The 22,072-nt window shown below is 62.2% G+C and carries 21 protein-coding genes; 7 read left to right on the top strand and 14 right to left on the bottom strand.

Annotated elements, in window-relative coordinates:
• A complete protein-coding gene (locus AUR04nite_RS04530) occupies positions 1-1,080 on the bottom strand; it encodes an alpha-ketoacid dehydrogenase subunit beta (protein WP_141362375.1) in 1,080 nt (359 codons plus the stop codon).
• 1 nt (position 1,081) lies between these two features.
• The gene (pdhA, locus tag AUR04nite_RS04525) at positions 1,082-2,245 is read right to left on the bottom strand and encodes a pyruvate dehydrogenase (acetyl-transferring) E1 component subunit alpha (RefSeq protein ID WP_141362372.1); all 1,164 of its coding nucleotides are present in this window, start codon (positions 2,243-2,245) and stop codon (positions 1,082-1,084) included.
• Positions 2,246-2,471: 226 nt separating this feature from the next.
• Here pdhA and AUR04nite_RS04520 point away from each other — a divergent pair, with 226 nt between their 5' ends.
• Positions 2,472-2,924, top strand: coding sequence for an Lrp/AsnC family transcriptional regulator (locus tag AUR04nite_RS04520; RefSeq protein WP_141362371.1), 453 nt, complete (start codon positions 2,472-2,474; stop codon positions 2,922-2,924).
• 85 nt (positions 2,925-3,009) lie between these two features.
• Here AUR04nite_RS04520 and AUR04nite_RS04515 read toward each other — a convergent pair whose 3' ends face one another.
• The 10 genes from AUR04nite_RS04515 to AUR04nite_RS04470 all read right to left on the bottom strand — a co-directional run bounded on the left by AUR04nite_RS04515 (position 3,010) and on the right by AUR04nite_RS04470 (position 12,228).
• Positions 3,010-4,032 (bottom strand): BMP family protein, encoded by a 1,023-nt coding sequence (locus tag AUR04nite_RS04515; protein ID WP_141362369.1) that lies wholly within the window; start codon positions 4,030-4,032, stop codon positions 3,010-3,012.
• Positions 4,033-4,643: 611 nt separating this feature from the next.
• A complete protein-coding gene (locus tag AUR04nite_RS04510) occupies positions 4,644-5,429 on the bottom strand; it encodes an enoyl-CoA hydratase/isomerase family protein (RefSeq protein ID WP_141362367.1) in 786 nt (261 codons plus the stop codon).
• 13 nt (positions 5,430-5,442) lie between these two features.
• Positions 5,443-6,603 carry a 1,2-phenylacetyl-CoA epoxidase subunit PaaE gene (gene paaE / locus AUR04nite_RS04505; RefSeq protein WP_141362365.1) on the bottom strand — a complete coding sequence of 387 codons (1,161 nt, stop codon included), beginning with the start codon at positions 6,601-6,603 and terminating at the stop codon, positions 5,443-5,445.
• Positions 6,600-7,097: a 1,2-phenylacetyl-CoA epoxidase subunit PaaD gene (gene paaD / locus AUR04nite_RS04500; protein WP_141362363.1), complete on the bottom strand. Its 498-nt coding sequence runs from the start codon at positions 7,095-7,097 to the stop codon at positions 6,600-6,602. Before paaD ends, paaE begins: the two co-directional genes overlap by 4 nt.
• Before the next feature lie 40 nt (positions 7,098-7,137).
• Positions 7,138-7,998 (bottom strand): 1,2-phenylacetyl-CoA epoxidase subunit PaaC, encoded by an 861-nt coding sequence (gene paaC / locus AUR04nite_RS04495; protein WP_141362361.1) that lies wholly within the window; start codon positions 7,996-7,998, stop codon positions 7,138-7,140.
• Positions 7,995-8,282, bottom strand: coding sequence for a 1,2-phenylacetyl-CoA epoxidase subunit PaaB (gene paaB / locus AUR04nite_RS04490; protein WP_141362359.1), 288 nt, complete (start codon positions 8,280-8,282; stop codon positions 7,995-7,997). The genes paaC and paaB overlap by 4 nt, the downstream gene beginning before the upstream one ends.
• 1 nt (position 8,283) lies before the next feature.
• Complete coding sequence (paaA, locus tag AUR04nite_RS04485; protein ID WP_141362357.1) at positions 8,284-9,270, bottom strand: 1,2-phenylacetyl-CoA epoxidase subunit PaaA; 987 nt, start codon at positions 9,268-9,270, stop codon at positions 8,284-8,286.
• A 187-nt stretch (positions 9,271-9,457) separates the two neighbouring features.
• A complete protein-coding gene (locus AUR04nite_RS04480) occupies positions 9,458-9,904 on the bottom strand; it encodes a DoxX family protein (RefSeq protein WP_141362355.1) in 447 nt (148 codons plus the stop codon).
• 195 nt (positions 9,905-10,099) lie between these two features.
• Positions 10,100-10,834, bottom strand: a complete 735-nt coding sequence (locus AUR04nite_RS04475; protein WP_141362353.1) for an amino acid ABC transporter ATP-binding protein — start codon at positions 10,832-10,834, stop codon at positions 10,100-10,102.
• Positions 10,831-12,228 carry an amino acid ABC transporter substrate-binding protein/permease gene (locus AUR04nite_RS04470; protein WP_141362457.1) on the bottom strand — a complete coding sequence of 466 codons (1,398 nt, stop codon included), beginning with the start codon at positions 12,226-12,228 and terminating at the stop codon, positions 10,831-10,833. The genes AUR04nite_RS04475 and AUR04nite_RS04470 overlap by 4 nt, the downstream gene beginning before the upstream one ends.
• A gap of 293 nt (positions 12,229-12,521) precedes the next feature.
• Here AUR04nite_RS04470 and AUR04nite_RS04465 point away from each other — a divergent pair, with 293 nt between their 5' ends.
• The 6 genes from AUR04nite_RS04465 (at position 12,522) to AUR04nite_RS04440 (ending at position 19,196) form a co-directional block, all read left to right on the top strand.
• Complete coding sequence (locus AUR04nite_RS04465) at positions 12,522-14,678, top strand: S9 family peptidase (protein ID WP_141362351.1); 2,157 nt, start codon at positions 12,522-12,524, stop codon at positions 14,676-14,678.
• 24 nt (positions 14,679-14,702) lie between these two features.
• Complete coding sequence (locus AUR04nite_RS04460; RefSeq protein WP_141362349.1) at positions 14,703-15,716, top strand: GNAT family N-acetyltransferase; 1,014 nt, start codon at positions 14,703-14,705, stop codon at positions 15,714-15,716.
• 116 nt (positions 15,717-15,832) lie between these two features.
• Positions 15,833-16,279 (top strand): hydroxyphenylacetyl-CoA thioesterase PaaI, encoded by a 447-nt coding sequence (gene paaI / locus AUR04nite_RS04455; RefSeq protein ID WP_141362347.1) that lies wholly within the window; start codon positions 15,833-15,835, stop codon positions 16,277-16,279.
• Between the two features lie 49 nt (positions 16,280-16,328).
• The gene (locus AUR04nite_RS04450) at positions 16,329-17,648 is read left to right on the top strand and encodes a phenylacetate--CoA ligase family protein (protein WP_141362345.1); all 1,320 of its coding nucleotides are present in this window, start codon (positions 16,329-16,331) and stop codon (positions 17,646-17,648) included.
• A gap of 31 nt (positions 17,649-17,679) precedes the next feature.
• Complete coding sequence (locus tag AUR04nite_RS04445; protein ID WP_141362343.1) at positions 17,680-18,294, top strand: TetR/AcrR family transcriptional regulator; 615 nt, start codon at positions 17,680-17,682, stop codon at positions 18,292-18,294.
• A gap of 209 nt (positions 18,295-18,503) precedes the next feature.
• Complete coding sequence (locus AUR04nite_RS04440; RefSeq protein ID WP_170184084.1) at positions 18,504-19,196, top strand: nicotinamide mononucleotide transporter; 693 nt, start codon at positions 18,504-18,506, stop codon at positions 19,194-19,196.
• Positions 19,197-19,259: 63 nt separating this feature from the next.
• Here AUR04nite_RS04440 and AUR04nite_RS04435 read toward each other — a convergent pair whose 3' ends face one another.
• A complete protein-coding gene (locus AUR04nite_RS04435) occupies positions 19,260-19,679 on the bottom strand; it encodes a hypothetical protein (protein WP_141362339.1) in 420 nt (139 codons plus the stop codon).
• A 247-nt stretch (positions 19,680-19,926) separates the two neighbouring features.
• Complete coding sequence (paaZ, locus tag AUR04nite_RS04430) at positions 19,927-22,047, bottom strand: phenylacetic acid degradation bifunctional protein PaaZ (RefSeq protein ID WP_141362337.1); 2,121 nt, start codon at positions 22,045-22,047, stop codon at positions 19,927-19,929.
• Positions 22,048-22,072 lie beyond the last annotated feature (25 nt).

The raw sequence follows: 22,072 nt of genomic DNA, 5'->3' as shown, positions 1-22,072 counted from the left end.
TTATGCCTCCCACTGCAGCTGGTCGAGGGTGTCCAAGATGCGCTCGGCGCTTGGCAGGTTGTACTTTTCCAGCGTTGGCGCTGGGAATGGAATGTCGAAGCCGGTCACGCGCAGCACGGGAGCCGCCAGCGAGTGGAAGCAGCGCTCCTGGACGCGGGCGACGATTTCGCTGGCCACCGAGGCGAAGCCCTGGGCTTCTGCCACGACGATCGCGCGGCCGGTCTTGCGCACCGAGGCGCTCACGGTCTCGTCGTCGAATGGAACGATGGTGCGGATGTCCACGACCTCAAGGCTGATGCCTTCTTCGGCCGCCAGCTTGGCAGCTTCCATGGCCACCGAAACGCTCGGACCGTAGGTGATCAAGGTGGCGTCCTTGCCGGCGCGGGCGATGCGTGCAACGCCCTCGGTCTTGGCGGCCTTGCGTGCCTCGTACTCGGCTGCCAGAGCTTCCAGATCAACCTGTTCCTTGGACCAGTACAGCTTCTTCGGTTCGAAGAAGATCACCGGATCCTCAGAGTCGATGGCTTCGCGCAGCATCAGGTAGGCGTCTGCCACGGTGGAAGGGGTGAAGACCTTCAGACCCGGGGTGTGCGAGTAGTAGGCCTCGGAGGAGTCGCAGTGGTGCTCCACGCCGCCCACGCCACCGGCGTAAGGAATGCGGATGACCATTGGCAGCGGCAGGCGGCCCTGGGTGCGGTTGCGCATCTTTGCCACATGCGAGTTGATCTGCTCGAAGGCAGGGTAGGCGAAGGCGTCGAACTGCATTTCGATAACCGGGCGCATGCCGTTCATCGCCATGCCCACTGCCATGCCGACGATGCCGGATTCTGCCAGCGGGGTGTCGAAGCAGCGTTCGTTGCCGAAGCGTGCAGTCAGTCCGTCGGTGATGCGGAAGACGCCGCCGAGGGTTCCTACATCCTCGCCGAAGATGACAACTGACTTCTCAGCAGTCAGGGCGTCGGCCAGCGCAGTGTTCAGCGCCTTGCCGAAGGTCACCGGCTGGTTCTTGGCTGCAGCCTGTGCTGCTGCGCGGGCGGTAGCGTCGGAGACGTTGGGGTTTACCTGCGAAGTGGTAGTCATCTTAGGCCTCCTCACGGTCTAGTTCGTCGACCAGCAGCGCCTGCTGCTCGGCCAGCTGTGGGGTCTTGGTGGAGAATACGTGCTCGAAGAGCTCGCGCGGATCGGTGTTGGCGTCCTGGTTCATGCCATCGCGCAGGTCCTTGGCAACTGCTTCGGCCGCCTCGGTGATCTTTGCGGCTGCTTCCTCGGTGAGCAGTCCTGCATCGTCCAGGTAGGCCTGCATGCGGGTCACCGGATCCTTGGCCTTCCATTCGATGACCTCGGCGTCCTCGCGGTAGCGCTTGTCGTCATCCGCGTTGGTGTGGGCCTGCATGCGGTAGGTGTGCGCTTCGATCAGCAGCGGGCCGTTGCCTTCGCGGGCCAGGCGCACGGCGCGGGTCATGACCGACATCAGTGCCATCAGGTCGTTGCCGTCCACGCGCTCGCCTGCCATGCCGTAGCCGACAGCCTTGTGGGCCAGCGATGGTGCGGCGGACTGCTGGGAGAACGGCACGGAGATGGCGTACTTGTTGTTCTGCACGAAGAAGATCACCGGCAGGTTGAACACCGCGGCGAAGTTCAGTGCTTCGTGGAAGTCGCCTTCAGAGGTTGCGCCGTCGCCGCACATGGCGACAACTACGGTGTTCTCTCCGCGCAGCTTGGCGGCGTGGGCCACGCCCACTGCGTGCAGCAGCTGGGTGGTGAGCGGGGTGGCCATCGGTGCGCAGTTGTAGGCCTTTGGGTCGTAGCCACAGTGCCACTCGCCGCGGAAGCTGGTCATGACCTCCATTGGGGCGACGCCCTTGGTCAGAACCGCTACGGTGTCGCGGTAGGTAGGGAACAGCCAGTCGCCGTCTTCCAGACACAGTGCGGCCGCCACCTGGCAGGCTTCCTGCCCGTGGCTCGATGGGTACACTGCCATGCGGCCCTGGCGAACCAGTGCCGAGTTCTGGTCGTTGACGCGGCGGCCGGTCACCAGAGCCGAGTAGGCTTCCATAAGGCGGGCCGGGCTTGGCAACGGGTATTCGTGGCCTGGTTCGGTGCCCTGCTGGTCTTGTGGACGCAGGGTGCCGTCTGGATCCAGAAGGTTGATCATGTGGCGCGCTGGCAACATGTAATCTTCAGGGCTAATCCCGAACTTCTGGCTGACTTCTGAGATGCGATCTGCGGTAGCGTCAGTGCTCATGTTCTCCCACCTTTCGTGGCGCAGGTGGAGGCACAGGACACCATTGTCCGTGACTCGTTTCACCTAAACATCATTTGCCACTAATTATGCGGATCAGTAGCAATCTGTATCCAGTCAAAGCGTCAATCGTGGAAAGTTGAGCATGAGATCCGTATACTTGTAGACGATTTGCATCAGTATTTTGTGTTTGGCGAAGACTCGTCCGACCCGTGTTTTAGGAGTGTCAATGGCCGCGGAAGCGGAACTCAAACTGGATGATGTCGACCGTGCGATCTTGGCCGAACTCACCAGCGACGGCCGCCAGTCCGTCACTACCGTGGCGCAGAAGGTCCACGTGTCCCGCGCACATGCCTATTCGAGGATTGCCAAGCTTCAGGATGCGGGAGTCATCACCCGCTACACCGCGGTCATTGATCCGGTGAAAACAGGCCTTAAAGCCAGCGCCTACGTCACTTTGAAGCTGCGCCAGCACTCGTGGCGCGAGCTTCGCGACCACCTCGCATCGATCCCCGAGGTGCATCACATCGGCCTAGTCGGCGGTAACTTCGACGTCATCCTGCTAGTGCGTGCCAAGGACAATTTAGATCTTCGCCGCGTGGTTTTCGAGGAGCTGCAGTCGCTGCCAACGGTCCTTGATACGCAGACGCTGCTGATTTTCGAGGACACTGACACCCGCTGAAAGTGTTTATGCATAAAAGACGAACTGCCCTGAAGTCATAGGCTCCAGGGCAGTTCGTCTTTTGGCTTTGGGCAGTCACATTCGTTCAGGAGACTTCAAATTCCGGACCGTTATACTCCGTCTTGACTTCAATCTTGTCCTCAATGATCTGCTTTGACAGCTTTTCAACTTCATTCTTAACGTTTTCCGGGACATCTGGCGCCAACGTCAGCTTCACCGCGTCGGGGTTTTCCAATCCGATTTGAATGCTCTGTTCTGGTTTGTAGTCGCCCTGCACAAAATCTTCGATGGCTGAGAACGCAGCCGCTCCTGAATCCGCAACTGCCGATCCAACGAAAATCTCCGGGTCGTCCTGGGTGAAGTCCCGCACGTTTCCAAACTGCCGCGCTTTCCCCGTCTCCTTCATAGCTTCAGCCACGCCGGGCCGACCGGCGTTGAGCATGGTAAAGATATTGTCAGCACCGGCTTCAATTTCAGCCAAGGCAATCTTTTTTGCCAGCGCTACGTCGTCTTGGTCTCCGGAAAAGTTAGTCAGCACCTTTGCACCGGGATTCGTGTGCTTCACTCCGTCCACAAAAGCAGCTCTGCCTTTCAGTCCAGGCACAGGTCGAATGCCGGACATGTGGCCAACCACGTCACTCTCGGTCAACAAACCGGCCGCAGCCCCAGCCAGCCACGCAGATTCTTCCTGCAGTACTTCATAACTGGACAAGTTTGAACCCTTAACTCCTGACTGAGTCACGACAAACTGAATTTGCGGGTATTCGGCCGACACTACCTCGGCAGCAGCCGAGTTTTGCCCGCCATGGGCGATGATCATGTCGACACCAGTCTCCCCAAGATCTCGAAGCGCCTTTTCGAGCTGCTTCTGCTCAGGCTTCACCCCTTCGATGTGGCTGATCTTCACCCCAAGATCCAGTTCGGCGCGCTGCAAGCCGCGATATCCCGATTCCATGAAACCGCCATCGTCTGAACTGCCGGCCAACAGCATCGCTACGCGGATCGGCTCTGAGGCTGGTGAGCTTGGTGGCTGTTCGGCTTGAGGGGCTGCGCTGCATCCGGTAAGTGCGAGAGCGGCGATTGCCGCTATAGCCAATCGACGTGCCATCTAGTGTTCTCCTGTGCTCGAGAAGTAAAAAAACCGACGTCAAATGACGCCAGCTCATTACAACCCTGCCCGCTGCTCACAGGTCGCGTGACCTAAGTCACTCAATGGGAGAAAAGGTACCATGACAGGATCAGAACCATAAACTCCATTTCACCTGCTGTTCCGAACTCGGCACAGTTAATGGATCAACCCATGTTATTTTCAACCGACTACAAAATTCATTGTAATATTGCGTAGTTCGGCAGGTGGAAAACTGCAATTCACGCCAGACTGGTCGTCAATTCGCACCTTCATGAATTCTGTTAATCCATTCACGCGCAATCACGCCTATAGTGAATGACTATCCCGGTGGGGCGAACACGATTCCACGAGACTTTGGAGTTGAAGCGTTTCTGTATCGGTCCTTTTTTGCACCTTGATAGCCGCGTCTCATCAGCGCGCCCTCGAATATTTCGGACTCGCTCTCAGATCATGAAGACGCCAGCCAAAAGAGACAGCCAACACATGATCTCCGACCATCACCGTCGGAGCATCATCCTGCAGCTTCATGTTCCATAGATGCCACAGTGCCCGGCAATCCTGATCGGATTGCCGGGCACTGTGGCTTTGAACTACTTCTTGCCGGTGAATTCCGGCTTGCGCTTCTCTTGGAAGGACTTGAAGCCTTCCGCATAGTCGGCGGTGTCGCACAGGGCGGCTTGGGCACGGTTCTCGTTGCGCATCGAGGCCCACAGTCCCACGCGCTGGTCGCGGATCTCTGCAACCAGTTCCTTGGAAGCTACGAACGCCTGGGTGGCTCCCTGGGCTACCTTGGCAATGATGTCGTTGCCGCGCCCTGCCAGCTCTTCAGCCGGGAAGGAGCGGGAGAACAGTCCCGAGCGTACGGCTTCGGCGCCCGAGATCAGTTCGGCGGTGTAGATCATGTCCAGTGTGCGGTGTGCCCCCAGACGCTCGGTGAACAGCCAGTGTCCACCGGAGTCCAGGGTTGCGCCGAGGTTGGCGAACGGCGAACCGATCTTCGCATTCTCGGCAACGTAGACCACGTCGGTGGCGATGGCCAGGCCCAGTCCCACGCCCAAGCAGGCGCCCTGCACGAGGGCAAAGGTCGGGGCCGGGAAGCTGGACATTTTCTCCAGCAGCGGCTGGACCTTGCCTTCCAGGTAGCCGATGACATCATCGTCTGCCGGGTTGACGCCGGAGATGTCGCGTCCGGCGCAGAAGCCGCGGCCTTCGCCAGTGAGCACCAGCGCGCGCACTTCCCCGGTTTCCACGGCGGCTGCCGCCTTGTCGAAGGCCTCGGAGAGCTCAGCCAGCGCTGCCTCGTCCAAAGAGTTCATCTTCTTCGGGGCATTGAGCACCACGCGGGCAATCGAGTCGTCAATCGTCAATTCGATCATGAAGTCAGCCTTCCTAGGCGTCGAAGTCGACGCTGAGCTTTTCGGTGGTCGGGTGCGACTGGCAGGTCAGCACATAGCCTGCCTCAACCTCGTCCGGTTCCAGCGCGTAGTTCTCAGCCATGGTGACCGAGCCGCAGGTGACCTTGGCGCGGCAGGTGCCGCAGACGCCGCCGGCGCAGGCGAACGGTACATCCGGGCGGACGCGCAGCGCCGCGTTCAGCACGGTCTCGTTGGCGCGCACTGGCGACTTGACCTCGCCCTGCAGGCCGTCGAGGGTGAAGCTGATCTCGTAGCTTTCCTCGTCCTCTGACACCTCGACCGGGCGGCCGATATGGCCCTGCGGCTTGTTCGGCTCACCAGTGGTGAACAGCTCGAAGCGGACCTTCTCGGCAGGAATCTCCATGCCCGAAAGCTGGTCGCGCACCAGTTGCACCAGCTCAAATGGTCCGCACAGGAACCATTCGTCGACGCTCGGGGCCTGGACCACGGTGTTCAGCAAGGTGGTCAGCTTCTCGGAGTCGATGCGGCCCGAAAGCAGCGGCGAAATGCGCTGCTCGCGGCTGAGCACGTGGTGCAGCGCCAGACGCGATGGGTAGCGGTCCTTCAGGTCTGCCAGTTCTTCAAGGAACATGACGTCCATGGCCGCCTTGTTCGCGTAGATCAAATCGAAGCGGGTGTTCTCATTGGCTTCGAGGATGGTGCGGGCAATGGCCATCACCGGAGTGATGCCGGAACCAGCGGCCACCGCAACAAAGTGGTCCTGGTTGGTGGTGTCGATGGCCGACGGATCGTTGATCTCGGTCAGACGGTGCTTGGAGATGAAGGCACCGGCAGGGCTCATCACGTCGATCTGCTCACCTGCTTCCAGCGATTCATTGGCCCAGGTGGAGAACAGGCCGCCGAGGTCGCGCTTGATGGCGACCTTGATCTCGTCGCCGGTCGGCGCGGCGCAGATGGAGTAGGAGCGGCGCAGCTCCACCAGTTCGCCTTCGGCGTTTGGCAGTTCCTTGCGCAGCGCCACGTACTGGCCTGCAACGTAGTCGTATTCTTCGCTCAGTTCCGCTGGAACAGCGAAGGTGACCTCGATGGAGTCCTTGGTCAGCCGGCGGACATTGGAGACGGTCAGTCGGTGGAAGGAGGCGCGGCGACGGGTTGGTGTGGTTTGTTCGGTCATGAGAGCACCTTGAAGTAGTCGAAGGGTTCCAGGCAGTCTTTGCAGGTGTACAACGCCTTGCAGGAAGTGGATCCAAAACGGGCCAATTCGCGGGTGTTCAGCGAATGGCAGCGCGGACACTTGACGCTCATGCCAAGTGTCACGCGCCCGGCATGCCCCTTCCCTGTGGGAGGGGCAATGCCGTAGGCTTCCAATTTCGCTTTGCCTTCTTCTGTCATCCAGTCGGTGGACCAGGCGGGGGTCAGCACAAGCTTCACTTCGACCTGCTCGAATCCCGCCTCGCCGAAGACCTTGTACAGGTCCTCGGAAATGACGTCCATGGCCGGGCAGCCGGAGTAGGTGGGGGTGATGACCACCTGCACGGCGTTCCCCTCCCCCACGTTGACCTCGCGCAGAATGCCGAGGTCCGCGATGGACAGCACAGGGATTTCCGGGTCGCTCACCTTCGAGGCGATGGCGAACAAATCCTCGGTGTCGGCGATCAGCTTGCTCAAGACTGTTCCCCCTTATCGGGCAAAAGCATTGGTTAATTGGTTACCAGGTGGCACCGGGGTGCTTGCGTGCGAGTACCTGCATCTCGGCGAGGATGTAGCCAAGGTGCTCGGAGTGCTCGCCGCGGCGGCCGTGGGCCATGGCCTGTCCGGTGGCCGGGATCTCAAGTCCGGCATCTGCCAGGACCGCAGAGATTTCCTTGTCCCAGTCCTCGCGCAGGCTCGATGGCAGCACTGCCACCTCCGGCAGCGTACGGTGGATCTCTTCGTCCAGGAACATCTCATCGACGTATGGCCACAGGATTTCCAGCGCGTGGCGCATCTTCTCTGCCGACTCTTCGGTGCCCAAACCCAGGCGGATGGTCCACATGATGGAGTGGTCGCGGTGGTAGTCCACTTCCTTCACTGCCTTGGCTGCGATGGCGGCAAGGGTTTCATCAGCGGATTCAGCCAGCTTGGAGTACAGCAGGTGCTGGTAGATCGAGAGGATCAGCTGGCGGACGATGGTGACGCCGAAGTGCCCGTTGGGCTGCTCGACCATCCACAGCGAGGTGAATTCCTCTTCCTCGCGCCAGTAGGCCAGGTCGTCCTCGGTCTTGCCCATGGCAAGTCCTGCGTAGGTGAGGAATGAGCGGGCGTGGCCCAAAACGTCCAGGGCAATGTTGCCCAGGGCGATGTCCTCTTCCAGCTCCGGGCCGCGGGAGATCCAGTGCGAGAGGCGCTGGGCCAGGATCAGCGAATCGTCGCCCAGGGTCAGCGCGTAGGCGGCAACCTCGTCGCTGGGCGCAACGCCGTCCACTGCGATGTCTTCCGGACGCAGGGCGTTGCCCGGGGTGACGCGGGTGGCGGAGGCCAGCGCATCTCCGAAGCTGTCCAGGGTGGCATCTAGTTCGTCGTGGTTCACAGGTGCTTCACTCCCTCGCTGGCCTTGTAATAGGTCGCGTGGCGGTAGTCCTTGCCCTGTGGGGATTCGAAGAAGGCGTCCTTCTCATCCGGATCGGAGCTGATGATGTCGCTGGACTTTACAACCCACAGGGACACGCCCTCGTTGCGGCGGGTGTATAGGTCACGGGCGTTGCGCACTGCCATTTCGGCATCCGGTGCGTGCAGCGATCCGGCGTGGACGTGGGAGAGTCCGCGGGAGGAACGGACAAATACTTCCCACAGGGGCCAATTGCTCTGGCTCATGTTAGGCAACCTCACTTTGTGCTTGCTTTGCGGCGTAGGCGGCGGCGGCTTCGCGGACCCAGGCGCCTTCGCGGTGTGCTTCGCGGCGGCGCTCCAGGCGCTGGGCGTTGACCGGGCCGTTGCCCTTGATCACTGCCATGAACTCGTCCCAGTTCAGATCCTTGTGGATCCACTGCTTCTTCTCTTCGTCGAAGCGCAGCTCGGGATCCGGCAGGGTCAGGCCAAGGACCTTGACCTGCTCGGCAATCATGCCGACGAAGCGCTGGCGCAGTTCGTCGTTGGAGAAGCGCTTGATGTTCCAGGCCATGGACTGCTTGGAGTTCGGCGACTGGTCATCCGGTGGGCCGAACATCATCAGCGACGGCTCGTAGAAGCGGTTGACGGCGTCCTGGGCCATCTTCTTCTGGGCTTCGGTGCCGCGCGACAGCGAAAGCAGGATCTCGAAGCCCTGGCGCTGGTGGAAGGATTCTTCCTTGCAGATGCGCACCATGGCACGGCCGTAGGGGCCGTAGGAGGCGCGGCACAGCGGCACCTGGTTGGCGATGGCGGCGCCGTCGACCAGCCAGCCGATGGCTCCCATGTCAGCCCAGGAGCGGGCCGGGTAGTTGAAGATCGACGAGTACTTGGCGCGGCCGGTCAGCAGCTGCTCGTTGAGCTCGTCGCGCGGCGTACCCAGGGTCTCGGCGGCCGAGTACAGGTACAGGCCGTGGCCTGCCTCGTCCTGGACCTTGGCCATCAGAATCGACTTGCGCTTCAGCGATGGGGCGCGGGTGATCCAGTTGGCTTCCGGCTGCATGCCGATGATTTCGGAGTGGGCGTGCTGGGAGACCTGGCGGGTCAGGGTCTTGCGGTATGGAGCAGGCATCCAGTCGCGTGGCTCCACGCGCGAATCCTTGTCAATCAACGCATCAAACCGAGCCTGCGCTTGCTCTTCCTCGTAGCTTGGGACGGCATTTAGTCCCGGCTCCTGCGGTGTGGTCGGGGCCATGGGTTCACCTCACTGAAAACTATTTACATACTGACCGTTCGTTCAGTATGTCAGAGTGGGATCTGTCACGTCAACATGCAACCCTGTCTTTGCCCATGTTTCAAGAGCCGGCGGCCGCCCGAACCCGCCGAACGGCGCACAAAGGCCCCGGGGGAAATTTCCCCCGGGGCCCGATTCGCGCCCTGCGCTAGGCGGCGGCAGCTGCCAAGCTGGCGCGCTTGCGGCCGAAGAGCAGGTGGTCGACGGCGAACTTGCCAGGTCCGGCGAGCGCAATGGCGATGCCTGCCGCGGCAAGGATCGCCACCAGCTCATAGCCTCCCTGGTCGACGAAGACGCCGGCCGAGATGTGCACGGTGAACAGCGCGCCGAGCATATCCAGGGCGATCAGTGCGGCGAAGACGCGCGAGAGCACGCCCAGCACCACGGCGATGCCGCCGGCCAGCTCGATGACTGCGACCACGGGGGCCACAACGGCGGCCATCGGCACGCCCATCTGCTCGAAGGAGGAGGCAGTGCCGGCCAGCGTGTACTCGGAGAACTTCTGCCAGCCATGGGCGATGAGGATTCCGCCGAGCGCGACGCGCAGCACCAGCAGGGCAACGGAAGTCAGCAGTGGGTTGTTTCGGTTGGTCATTTCAATCTCCATTGGTCATTCATCGGGGACGAGCGGCTTCGCAACAACTCGTCCACCACGCTACCCATAAAACTTGAAGCTACAATTATAGTTTGCTGTGCCTGCGCTGTGCATGTCCACCTGTATTAAATAACGCCGCCCCGCGGAGGAATTCCCTCCACGGGGCGGCGCCGGGCGCATCGTGCAGTTTGGCAGCTAGAGCACCTTGGACAAGAAGTCCTGCGTGCGGGCCTGCTGCGGGTTGCCGAAGAGGTCCTCCGGCTTGCCCTGTTCGCAGACCACTCCGTCGGCCATGAAGACCACCCGGTCTGCCACCTCGCGGGCAAAGCCCATTTCATGGGTCACCAGCACCATGGTCATGCCGGAGTCCGCCAGCTCCTTGATGACCTGCAGCACCTCGCCAACCATCTCCGGGTCCAGCGCACTGGTCGCCTCGTCGAAGAGCATGATGCCGGGGGCCATGGCCAGCGCGCGGGCAATGGCCACACGCTGCTTCTGGCCGCCGGACAGGGACGAGGGACGGGCGTCGGCCTTTTCCTTCAGCCCCACACGCTCCAGCAGCTCCAGGGCCTTGGCCCGGGCCTCGGTGCGGTTCATCTTCTTCAGCTCCACTGGGGCGAGCATGATGTTCTCCGCCACGGACATGTGCGGGAACAGGTTGAAGTGCTGGAACACCATGCCCACATGGCGGCGCACCTCGTTAATGTCCACCTTCGGGTCGGTGACGTCGAATCCGTCCACCACGACCTTTCCGGAGGTGATGTCCTCCAGCTTGTTCAGGCAGCGCAGCAGCGTCGACTTGCCGGAGCCCGACGGGCCGATCACGCAGACCACTTCGCCCTCGGCGATGTCCAAGTCGATGCCCTTGAGCACGTTGTTGGAGCCGAAGGACTTGTGCAGGTCGCTCACCTGGATCTTGACGTTGCTCACTTGTTGAACCTCTTGTCAGCGTAGTTGGCCAGCTTGGTCAGCGCCATGATGGCAATGAAGTAGATGAAGCCCACGATCAGCAGGGTTTCGGTGACGCGGAAGTTCGCCGCGTAGATCTGCTGGCCCTGGTAGAGCAGTTCGGTGAAGCCGATGGCCAGCAGCAGCGAGGAGTCCTTCAGCGAGATGATCAGCTGGTTGATCAGCGACGGGGTCATCATCTTGAATGCCTGCGGAATGACCACCTTCTGCATCGACTTGCCATAGCCCAGGCCCAGCGAGCGCGAAGCCTCCAGTTGGCCCGGATCCACCGACTGAATGCCGCCGCGCACGATTTCAGCAACATAGGCGCCTGCGTTCAGCGACAGGGTCAGGATGCCTGCGGTCCAGACGCTGATGCCCACGCCCAGCAGCTGCGGCAGGCCGAAGTAGAACATGAAGGCCCACAGCAGCAGCGGGGTGCCGCGGAAGATGTTGATGAACGTGGTGGCGATGCCGCGCAGCACGATGTTGGAGGAGATCTTGAAGAAGCCGAAGAGCAGGCCCAGCACCATGGCGATCGCGAAGGACGCTGCGGTGACCACCAGGGTGTGCCACAGGCCTGTCATCAGCGCCGGGAAGGACTTGGCCACCAGGTCGAAGAAGTTGCTCGGCGCGGCCGCTGCGGGATCTGCAAGGTACTTGTCAAGGATCTTCTGGTACTCGCCGTTGGCCTTCATCTTGGCCAGGCCGTCGTTGAAGGCCGCCAGCAGCGCGGTGTTCTCACCCTTGTTCACAGCGAAACCGTAGGAGCCGCCGGGGACCTTGTCCGTCACGGTCTTCAGGCCATTGCCCTGGGCGATGCCGTAGGCGAGGACCGGGTAGTCGTCGAAGACCGCCACGGCGGAGCCCGACTTCACCGACTCGTACATGGTGGCCGACTGGTCAAGGGACTTGACCTGGAATCCGTACTTGCCGGCAATCGACTTGGCGTAGGTTTCGCCCTCGGAGCCGGTCTTGGCGACGACGGTCTTGCCCTTGAGGTCCTCGTAGCCCTTGATGTCCTCGTTGTTCTTGGCAACAGCCATCTGCACGCCGGATTCGAAGTACGGCTCGGAGAAGTCGTAGATCTTCTTGCGTTCATCGGTGATGGACATGCCGGCGATCACGCCGTCCACCTGGTTGGCGGACAGGGCCGCCAGTGCGGCGCTGAAGCCCAGGGAGCGGACCTCGACCTTGAAGCCCTCTTCCTCGGCAATGGTGTTCAGGATGTCCATGTCGATGCCGGTCAGTTCGCCGTCCTGGCGGAACTCGAAGGGCGCGAAGGTGGTGTCGGTGCCGATGACGAAGGTCTTGCCTTCGACGCTGTCGCTGCCCTGGGCCAGGGAAGCCGGTGCACCGGCGACCAGTGCCAGCATGCCGATGGCCAGTGCGGCGATCCATCGGGTCAGCAGGCGCGGCCGGGGCGCTGTCTTTGTGTTTTCCACTTATCTCAATCGCTTTCTCATAGGCTGGGGCGAGTGGCCCGCGGTGCGGATTGATTCCTATCCCTGTAAGCCTAGGGCGAACAGGTGCCTGAAAAAACCCTTTCGGCCTTTCCCGCGCGTCACCGCGCCCAACTCGCACATTCCCGCACTCGCCGGCACCCGGACTTGTCCGCGCTGAGCATAGCTTCGTACCGCACCGAATTGATCTGGGATTCAATAGGAGTATGACTTCTGAACCGCGCGCGGCAGCCGCGCCTATTGCGCCGAAAATCCCCGTCACCCGCACCTTCCACGGCGACGCCTTCGTCGACAACTACGAATGGCTGCGCGAGAAGGAGAACCCGAAGGTCATCGAGCACCTGCAGGCCGAGAACGCGTACACCGATGAAATCACCGCCGGCCAGCAGCCGCTGCGCGATGCGATCTTCAATGAGATCAAGGCCCGCACCGTGGAGACCGATCTGTCGGTGCCCACCCGCCGGCGCGGCTGGTGGTACTTCACCCGCTCGGTAGAGGGCAAGCCCTACACCCTGCAGTGCCGCGTCAAGGCCCATGAGTCTGCCGAGCTGCGCACCGGGTGGACTCCCCCGGTCATCGACGCCGCCGCGGCGCTGCCCGATGAGCAGGTGCTGCTCGACGGCAACGCGCTGGCCGAGGGCCAGCCCTTCTTCTCACTGGGCGGCATGGCGGTGAACGAAGAGGGCACCCTCATGGCCTACTGCGTGGACAACGCCGGCGACGAGCGCTTCACCCTGTACCTCAAGGACCTTGAAACCGGCTCACTGCTGGAAGACAAAATCGAGGGCGTGTTCTACGGCCTGGCCTTCTCTCCGGATTCCTCCACGGTGTTCTATACGGTGGTCGACGAAACCTGGCGCCCGCACCAGATCCGCGCCCACAAGATCGGCAGCTCCGCCGCCGAGGACGCAGTCATCTTCCAGGAAGACGATCCAGGCATGTGGCTGGGCTTCGAGCTCTCGCCCGACCGCACCAAGCTGATGATCTCCAGCGGCAACTCCGAATATTCGGAAACCAGCGTGCTGGACCTGCTGGACCCGCAGGCCGGAATCCAGCTGCTGGTCCCGCGCAGCCTGCGCATCCTGCACGGCCTGGACCTAATGCCGGGCGACGACGCCCGCGCGGTGATCACCCACGACTTCAATGCCCCGAACAACATGGTGTCCCTGGCAGCCCTAGACCAGCTGGGCGCCGACGCCGACCCGGCCGCCTGGATGAGCATCGTCGAGCACCAGGACACCGTGAAGATCGAGGGCACCGTGCTCACCGGCTCGCACCTAGTGCTCTCGGTGCGCCGCGACACCTGCGAGCGCGTGCAGCTGATCGAACTCAACGCGCTGGGCACCTCCGCGCAGCTCCCCGCCATCGAGCCGGAATTCGAGGACGAGCTGTTCACCGCCAGCCCGGTGTTCGCGGATCTTGAGGCCCCGCTGATCCGCATCAGCTACACCGCAGATTTCACCCCAGCCCGGGTCTACGACCTGTGGCTCGATGACCTGCAGCTGGAACTGCGCAAGCAGTCCCCGGTCAACGACTTCGACGCCGCCAACTACATCTCCACCCGCGACTGGGCCACCGCGGCGGACGGCACCAAGATCCCGCTGACCATCATGCGCCGCGCGGACCTGGACGCCTCCAAGCCCGCCCCGGTGCTGATCTACGGCTACGGCTCCTACGAGGCCTCCATGGATCCGGGATTCGGCATCCCGCGCCTGAGCGTGCTGGACCGCGGCGTCATCTTCGTCATCGCCCACGTGCGTGGCGGCGGCGAGTTGGGTCGCAACTGGTACCTGCAGGGCAAGAAGCTGCACAAGAAGAACACCTTCACCGACTTCATCGACGCCACCCGGCACCTGGTCGACGCCGGCATCGCCGACCCGCAGCGCATTGCAGCTCTGGGCGGCTCGGCCGGCGGCCTGCTGATGGGCGCCATCGCCAACATGGCTCCCCAGTTGTACACGGCGATCGTGGCCCAGGTACCGTTCGTGGACGCGCTGACCTCGATCCTGGATCCGGACCTGCCGCTCTCCGCCCTGGAATGGGAGGAATGGGGCAACCCGATCGAGGACAAGGAGGTGTACGACTACATGCTCTCCTATTCCCCCTATGAGAACATCACCGCCCAGGCCTACCCGAAGATCGCGGCGGTCACCTCGCTGAACGACACCCGCGTGCTCTACGTGGAGCCTGCCAAGTGGGTGGCCAAGCTGCGCGAGATCGGCACCGGCGCCGAGCCGATCGTGCTGAAGACCGAGATGGACGGCGGCCACGGCGGTGCCTCGGGACGCTACGAGTCGTGGAAGTCCCGCGCCTGGGACTACGCATTCATCCTCGATGCCCTGGGCTGCAGCGAACTGAAGTAAGCAACCACCACTAGGAAGGCGGCCATGCGCCACATTCAGATCAACGACTACCGCGAAGATCCGGCAGTGCGCGAACTGCTGGCGCTGGCCGCCGACCCAGTGGACGAACCGGCCCTGCAAGGATTATTCGACCACTGCGCGGGCCTGCTCGTCCTCGTCTGCTTCGATGAGGAAGAGCAGGTCATCGCCCTGGCCGCCTACCGCCACAGCGATGCCTACGCGCTGTGCGTGGAATATCTTGCGGTGCTGCCCGGGCACCGCCAGCAGGGCCTGGCATCCCGGCTGATGAATGAGCTGCGCGCCAGCTATCGCAAGGCGGTGTGGGCCACCACCGACGACGACGCCATCGAGTTCTACCGCGCCATCGGCTGCGTCATTTCAGATTCGGCCGCCGATCCACGCTGGCCGGGCACCCAGCGCTACCTGTGCACCCTGCCCCACTCGCAGCTGTTGCTTGAACAGCCCACCGAAGACCCCCGCTATGAGGAGGTCGACGGCGCGCTCTCCCGCGGTCTGGTGAAGATCGTTGAGCCCCAAGCACGCTGGGGCCAGGACTTTGCAGACATCCGCCAAGTCATCGCCGCGGCGCTGGGAGCCTCGGCTCTTGCCATAGAGCACACCGGCTCCACCTCGGTCTTGGGCCTGCCCGCCAAGCCGATCATCGACGTCACCCTGATCGTGCCCGATGCTGATGACGAAGATCGCTATGTTCCCCAACTGCGCGCAGCCGGACTGGTCTTTTGGCACCGCGAACCTGGCTGGTACGCGCACCGCATGTTCAAGCCGGGCGAAGCAACGAATCTGGCGCCGGCCAACATCCACATCTTCAACCCGGGCAGCCCGGAATATCTGCGCATGCTGCTCTTCCGCGACCACCTGCGCACCGATGCCGCCGACCGCGCCGCCTATGCGGCAGTCAAGCGTGAAGCCGCCGCGGCACTGGCTGCTTCCGATGGAGAGAACGGCCTAGTCATGGACTACAACCGGACCAAGGAGCCCTTCATCCTCGCGCTGCACAAGGATCTTTTCGGCGCCTAAGACTTTTTGCTTCCTTCGCGCCCATCATGTAGACGATAGCTGTCCGAAACTTGACTTAGCTCACATTTTGTTATTACCTAATGATCGTTCGGTAAATAAATCGGCGAAGGAACTCAATGAGCGAAACACAGGTTGAAAAGCCGCTGCCTCACGCAATTCTCGAAAACGACTACGCCTCCGAATGGATGGGGATCCAGGTCGTAGAAGTCTCCGACGGCAAGGCCGTCATCACCATGACATTGAGACAGGAAATGCTCAATGGATTCGGCATTGCCCACGGCGGAATGATCTTCGCCTTCGCCGACACCGCCTTCGCCCTGAGCTGCAATCCAGCCGAGGGCTCGGATGAGACCATCACCGTCGCTTCCGGAGTGGACATCAATTTCCTCAAGCCGGGCATCCCGGGCCGACTGCTGACAGCCAACGCCCGCCGCGTTTCGCAGCAGGGCCGCAGCGGCATCTACGACATCACCATCACCCAGGAACGCCCCGACGGCACGGCTGAAACCATCGCCGAATTCCGCGGACGCTCGCGCACCGTCCCCAAGCCGCAGAGCCGCTGAGCCACACGGCTGCCGCACCAACTCGCCACACCCACACGAAAGAACGAGCATGTCCCAGAACACTGATCGCGATTCGCTGCCGAATCCGCTGGATCCAGAAGAAATGATGAGCCGCGACGAGATCGAATCGATCCAGCTCACCCGCTTGAAGGAAACCCTCCACCACGCCTACAACAACGTGCCGTACTACAAGGAAAAGTACGACAACGCCGGCGTGCACCCGAACGACCTGAAGGTTCTGGACGACCTGAAGATCTTCCCGTTCACCGAGAAGGAAGACCTGCGCAAGACTTACCCCTTTGGCATGTTTGCTGTGCCGCAGCATGAGGTAGTGCGCATCCACGCTTCATCGGGCACCACAGGACGCGCCACCGTGGTCGGCTACACCCAGCAGGACCTGGACGACTGGGCCAAGCTCGGTGCACGCTGCCTGCGCCTGTCGGGCGTCAAGCCGGGCTGGAAGGTCCACAACGCCTACGGCTACGGCCTGTTCACCGGCGGCCTGGGCGCGCACGCAGCGGCCGAGCGCCTGGGCACCACCGTGATCCCAATGTCCGGCGGCCAGACCGAAAAGCAGATCACGCTGATCAAGGACTTCGCCCCGGATGCCATCCTGTGCACCCCCACCTACCTGCTGACCATCGGCGACGCCATGCAGCGCATGGGCCTTGACCCGCGCGCCACCTCGCTGAAGGTGGCAGTGCTGGGTGCCGAGCCGTGGACCGAGGAAATGCGCCACGAGCTTGAAGAGATGTTCGACATCGACGCCTGCGACATCTACGGCCTGTCCGAGGTCATGGGCCCGGGCGTGGCCGGCGAGTCCAACGATCGCAAGGACGGCAGCCACATCTGGGAGGACCACTTCCGCCCGGAGATCCTCGACGCCTTCGACGAGACCAAGGTGCTGCCGGACGGCGAGCACGGCGAACTGGTCTTCACCTCGCTAACCAAGCAGGCCCTGCCGATCATCCGCTACCGCACCCACGACCTAACCCGACTGCTGCCCGGCACCTCCCGCCCTGGCCACCGCCGCATGGGCCGCATCACCGGGCGCAGCGATGACATGATCATCCTGCGCGGCGTGAACCTGTTCCCAAGCCAGATCGAGGAGCTGATCCTCAAGGTGCCGGCCCTCTCGCCGCACTTCCAGCTGGTGCTCACCCGCCCGGACCGCATGGACCAGCTGGCGGTCAAGGTGGAGCGCCGCGCGGATGCCAGCTCCGAGGACTGCGTCAACGCCGCCAAGCAGCTTGCCAAGCTGATCAAGATCCACGTGGGCTCCTCCTGCGCGATCGACGTGGTCGAGCCGGAGTCCCTGGAGCGCTCCATGGGCAAGCTCAAGCGCATCTACGACCTGCGCAACAACTAATTGGAAAGGGACGTGGAATAATCGAGGAGTTATGGAATCTACCCACACAGTGACACAGCCAGCCAAACGAGGCCGTCCCGGCTACGACCAGGAAACCGTTCTGCAGATCGCCGTCGAGGCGTTCAATGAGCACGGCTACGATGCCACTTCAATGGGTAAGCTCGCTGATCGCCTAGGGATCAGCAAGTCCGCGATTTACCACCACGTCCCTTCCAAAGAAGACCTCTTGCGTCTGGCGCTCGACGAGGCGCTGATTCCGCTGGAATCGATGATCGACGAGGTCAACAAGCACGAGGGCAGCGCAGAAGAGCGCTTGGAATTCTTCCTTCGCTCCACCGTGCGCATCCTAATCGCCAAGCGCGCCTACGTCACCCTGCTGCTGCGGCTGCGCGGGAACACCGAGCTGGAGCGCACAGCCCTGCAGCGCCGGCGCGAGATGGACCGCCAGCTCTCCGAACTGGTGCTGCTAGCCCAGCAGGACGGGCAGATCCGCCAGGATCTAGAGCCCCGGTCCACTGCCCGCCTGCTGTTCGGAATGATCAACTCGGTCGTGGACTGGTACCGCCTCGATGGTCCGATCGACGCCGTAACGCTGGAAAACCACGCGATCACGTTGCTCTTCGACGGGTTGCACCCCAAGCACTAGCCATCAATGCCCCGGCCACCTAGCCGGGGCATTGATGCGTTGTGAGCTAACTCGCACCGGCTGAACCGGGGTCAAGGCGAATTAACTTGTGCTCCTCACAGGATTCACAGCTAGCATCGTATCGGTGCCTTGCGCGCCCGTCGAGCCATATTCAACTGACCTAAAGAAGCATTGTGGAACAAATTTTAGATAGTCTTTTCCAGCTGAATTTGAGCACCGATTCTGGCGTCCAGATCGTGCTCTATGCAGTCAGCGCACTGTTCGTGGTGATCTCTGCCTTCCTGCTGGCGCACCGCAACGACCTCGGCTGGTGGGCTTTGATCATGGCGGTCTTCGCCGGTCCAATCATCAACGCCATGAAGTACGACCTCTTCGCCCTGTTCTACGGCATTCCGCTGCTGCTGCTGGCGATCTTCGGGCTGTGGCGCTTCTCCCGCTTCGAGCTCAAGGGGAAGTTCATCCGCAAGGTCACCAAATCCCCGCTGACCATCACCGCAGTCGTCGGCCTCATTGCCGGGGTCATCCTGCTGGTGGCGCTGCGCTTCAACGTCTTCTTGATCAGCGGCACCTACCTGAGCGCGACCAAGGAAATCTGGGTCATGTACTTTGCCGAGGCAGTGCTATTTGCCTCCTTCGTGCTGATCGCCCGCGGCGTGCGCGCAGGCTGGCTGTTGCTGGCCGTCGGCGCCATCGTCAACGTCGTTGTCTACTTCATTTTGAACCCCGTGCTCGGCATGCTTGGCCTCCAGGTCTTCACCGCCATCGCGGCGCTCTACGGATTCTTCCTGTGGCGCGGCCTTCCTGCAGCGGCCTCTGAGACCGAACCGACAGAAGAAGAACTCGCGCTTCAGGCGGCAGCCAAGGCCGCCTTGGACAAGCTCAACGAGAAGAACAAAAAGTAGTTTTCCCCTCACACCGCGCAAAGGCACCAGCTTCACAGCTGGTGCCTTTTGTTTGTCCTACGGCTACGGGTCATCGATATGGAAGTACTTCTCCAGCGCACGCATCGCACCCTGAAATGTCAGGCGGCCGCTGCTTGCCACGATATCGCCTACCGCCGCCCGTGCCGCCAGCTCATCGAACTCTTCCATTTCTATGCACTGCTTTCCGATGAATCTCGGGTCCGTTTCGACAAAGCCCGGCGACTTGATCCTTATAGAGAACAAGTCGCCAGTCCTCTCGAATTGGGAGGGAAAGAAGATCGCGCGGTAGCCAATCCGCACGTCGAACATCGTGGCCCACGCGGTGCTGGCAACGCCGAACGGAGCATCCATTGGGTACCTGAGATTCTCTTCAGGCTCGTCCCCCTGCAGGTTCTCTTGAAAGGGCTCCTCCATGGCATCTACCTGCAAGCGAATTCTTGGAATTTTCATCGCAGTGAACACCTCCCGTCCTTTCCCAGCGGCCAGATGAATTGCCGCCCCTCGAACTTCGCGAAACGGAACTGCATTGAGCAGCTTGATGGTGGAACCTTACCGCGGTTTCCTCGCTGCATCACTGAATCGAGAACGCCGTGAAGCAGGCAACCACCTGTTTCAACGCAGCCCCATTGCTAGTGCTAACGGCAAAGGCTCCGCTTGGCAGCAGTTCACACTGCTGCCAAGCGGAGCCTACGGCTGTTCGGGCTGGGTTTTAGCCTTCCCAGTTGGCATAGGTGGAGTCGGTCTTCTCCACCAGGGTCAGCACGTCATAGGTTGCGACCAGTTCGCCGTTCTGGTTGTTCAGCACGGCGTCCCAAGCGACCTCTCCGTATTCGTCGGTGACGCGCGGGGTGATCTTCTTGGCGGTCAAAGTGACGCGGATCGAGTCGCCGGCCGCCACAGGGGTAATGAAGCGCAGGTTCTCCAGGCCGTAGTTGGCAAGCACCGGACCCGGAGCTGGCTGGACGAACAGTCCGGCAGCCCAGGAAACCAGCAGGTAGCCGTGGGCTACGATGCCCGGGAAGAACGGGTTGGCTTCGGCGGCCTTCTGGTTGGTGTGGGCGTAGAAGGTATCTCCGGTTTCGTTGGCGAAAGCGGTGATGTCTTCCAGCGTCACTTCGCGCAGCGGCGAGGCGAAGCCGTCGCCGATCTTCAGCTCAGCCAGCGACTTGCGGAACGGATGCACGTTCTCCGCCTTGCCGCCGAACTCCTCGGCGCCTGCCAGCTGCTGGGCGGCGCCGGTGTGCCACACGCCGGTCAGGGCGGTAATCATGTTCGGCGAACCCTGTACGGCGGTGCGCTGCATGTGGTGCTTGACCGAGCGGATGCCGCCCAGCTCCTCGCCGCCGCCTGCGCGGCCTGGTCCGCCGTGGACCAGGTGTGGCACCGGCGAACCGTGGCCGGTGGTGGAACGCGCGGTTTCGCGGTTCAGGATGTGCACGCGGCCGTGGTGGCCGGCGATGCCCAGGCTCAGTGCGCGCACTGAGCCTGGGTCGTTGGTGCACACGGTGGCGACCAGCGAGCCGGAGCCCATGGCGGCCAGCTGCACTGCTTCCTCGATGCTGTCGTAGCCGATCACGGAGCTGACCGGGCCGAAGGCTTCGCGGGAGTGCACGATCGGGTTCTTGGCATCGTTCCAGCGCAGCACCACTGGGGACATGAAGGCGCCCTGCTCAGCCACTGCATCCTTCTCAGGCGCCACGCGGACAGCAGGTGCATCCAGCCGGCCGTAGGCGAGCTCGCCGCCGGCAGCCAGCATGTCCTCGACCGCGGCGCGCACGTCATGCAGCTGTTCCAGGGATGCCAGAGCGCCCATGGTGACGCCCTCGACGCGGGGATCGCCGATGACCACGCGCTCGTCGATGCGCTTGCCGATGGCTGCGATGACGGCATCCACCTGGCTTGCAGGCACGATGTTGCGGCGGATGGCGGTGCACTTCTGGCCTGCCTTGGCAGTCATCTCGTTGACGACAACCTTGATGAAGGCGTCGAACTCGGGGGTGCCCTCGACAGCATCCGGGCCCAGGATGGCGGCGTTCAGCGAGTCGGTTTCTGCACTGAAGCGCACGCCGCCGTCGATGACATTCGGGTGGGACTTCAGCTTGCTGGCGGTGGAGGCCGAACCGGTGAAGGCGAAGACATCGCGGTAGTCCAGGTGGTCCATCAAATCGCGGGCCGAGCCGGAAAGCAGCTGCAGCGAGCCGTCCGGCAGCAGGCCGGAGTCGAGCATCAGGCGCACGACAGCTTCGGTGAGATAGCCGGTCGGGGTGGCTGGCTTGACGATGGTCGGCACGCCGGCTATGAAGGCCGGGGCGAACTTCTCAAGCATGCCCCACACCGGGAAGTTGAAGGCGTTGACCTGTGCGACGACGCCGGTCAGCGCGGTGTAGATGTGGGTGCCGATGAAGGACCCGTCCTTGCTCAGCGGCTCGGTCGGCCCGTCGAGGATGACATTGCTGTTGGGCAATTCGCGGCGGCCCTTGGACGAGAAGGTGAACAGCACGCCGATGCCGCCGTCGATGTCCACCATGGAGTCGATCTTGGTGGCGCCGGTCTTGAAGGAGATCTCGTAGAGTTCCTTGCGGTGCGCATTCAGATGAAGTGCAAGTTCCTTCAGCTTCAGGGCACGCTCGTGCAGTGAAAGCTTGGCAAGTTCGCGCTGGCCGGTGGTGCGTCCGTACGCCACGGCACCTGCGACATCGAGGGGTTCTTTGGTCACGGTGGCCAAGAGCTCACCGGTGTTAGCATCAAGCACCTCGGTGCCGCCGGCGGCGGGGGTAACCCACTGTCCTGCGATGAAACTAGGTACTACACCAATCTGGGCTGTCGTCATCGACGCAATTCCTTCCTGAACGGTC

This window comes from Glutamicibacter uratoxydans (assembly GCF_006539925.1).
GTDB lineage: Bacteria > Actinomycetota > Actinomycetes > Actinomycetales > Micrococcaceae > Glutamicibacter > Glutamicibacter uratoxydans.
This window is presented reverse-complemented; position numbering and strand designations above follow the sequence as displayed.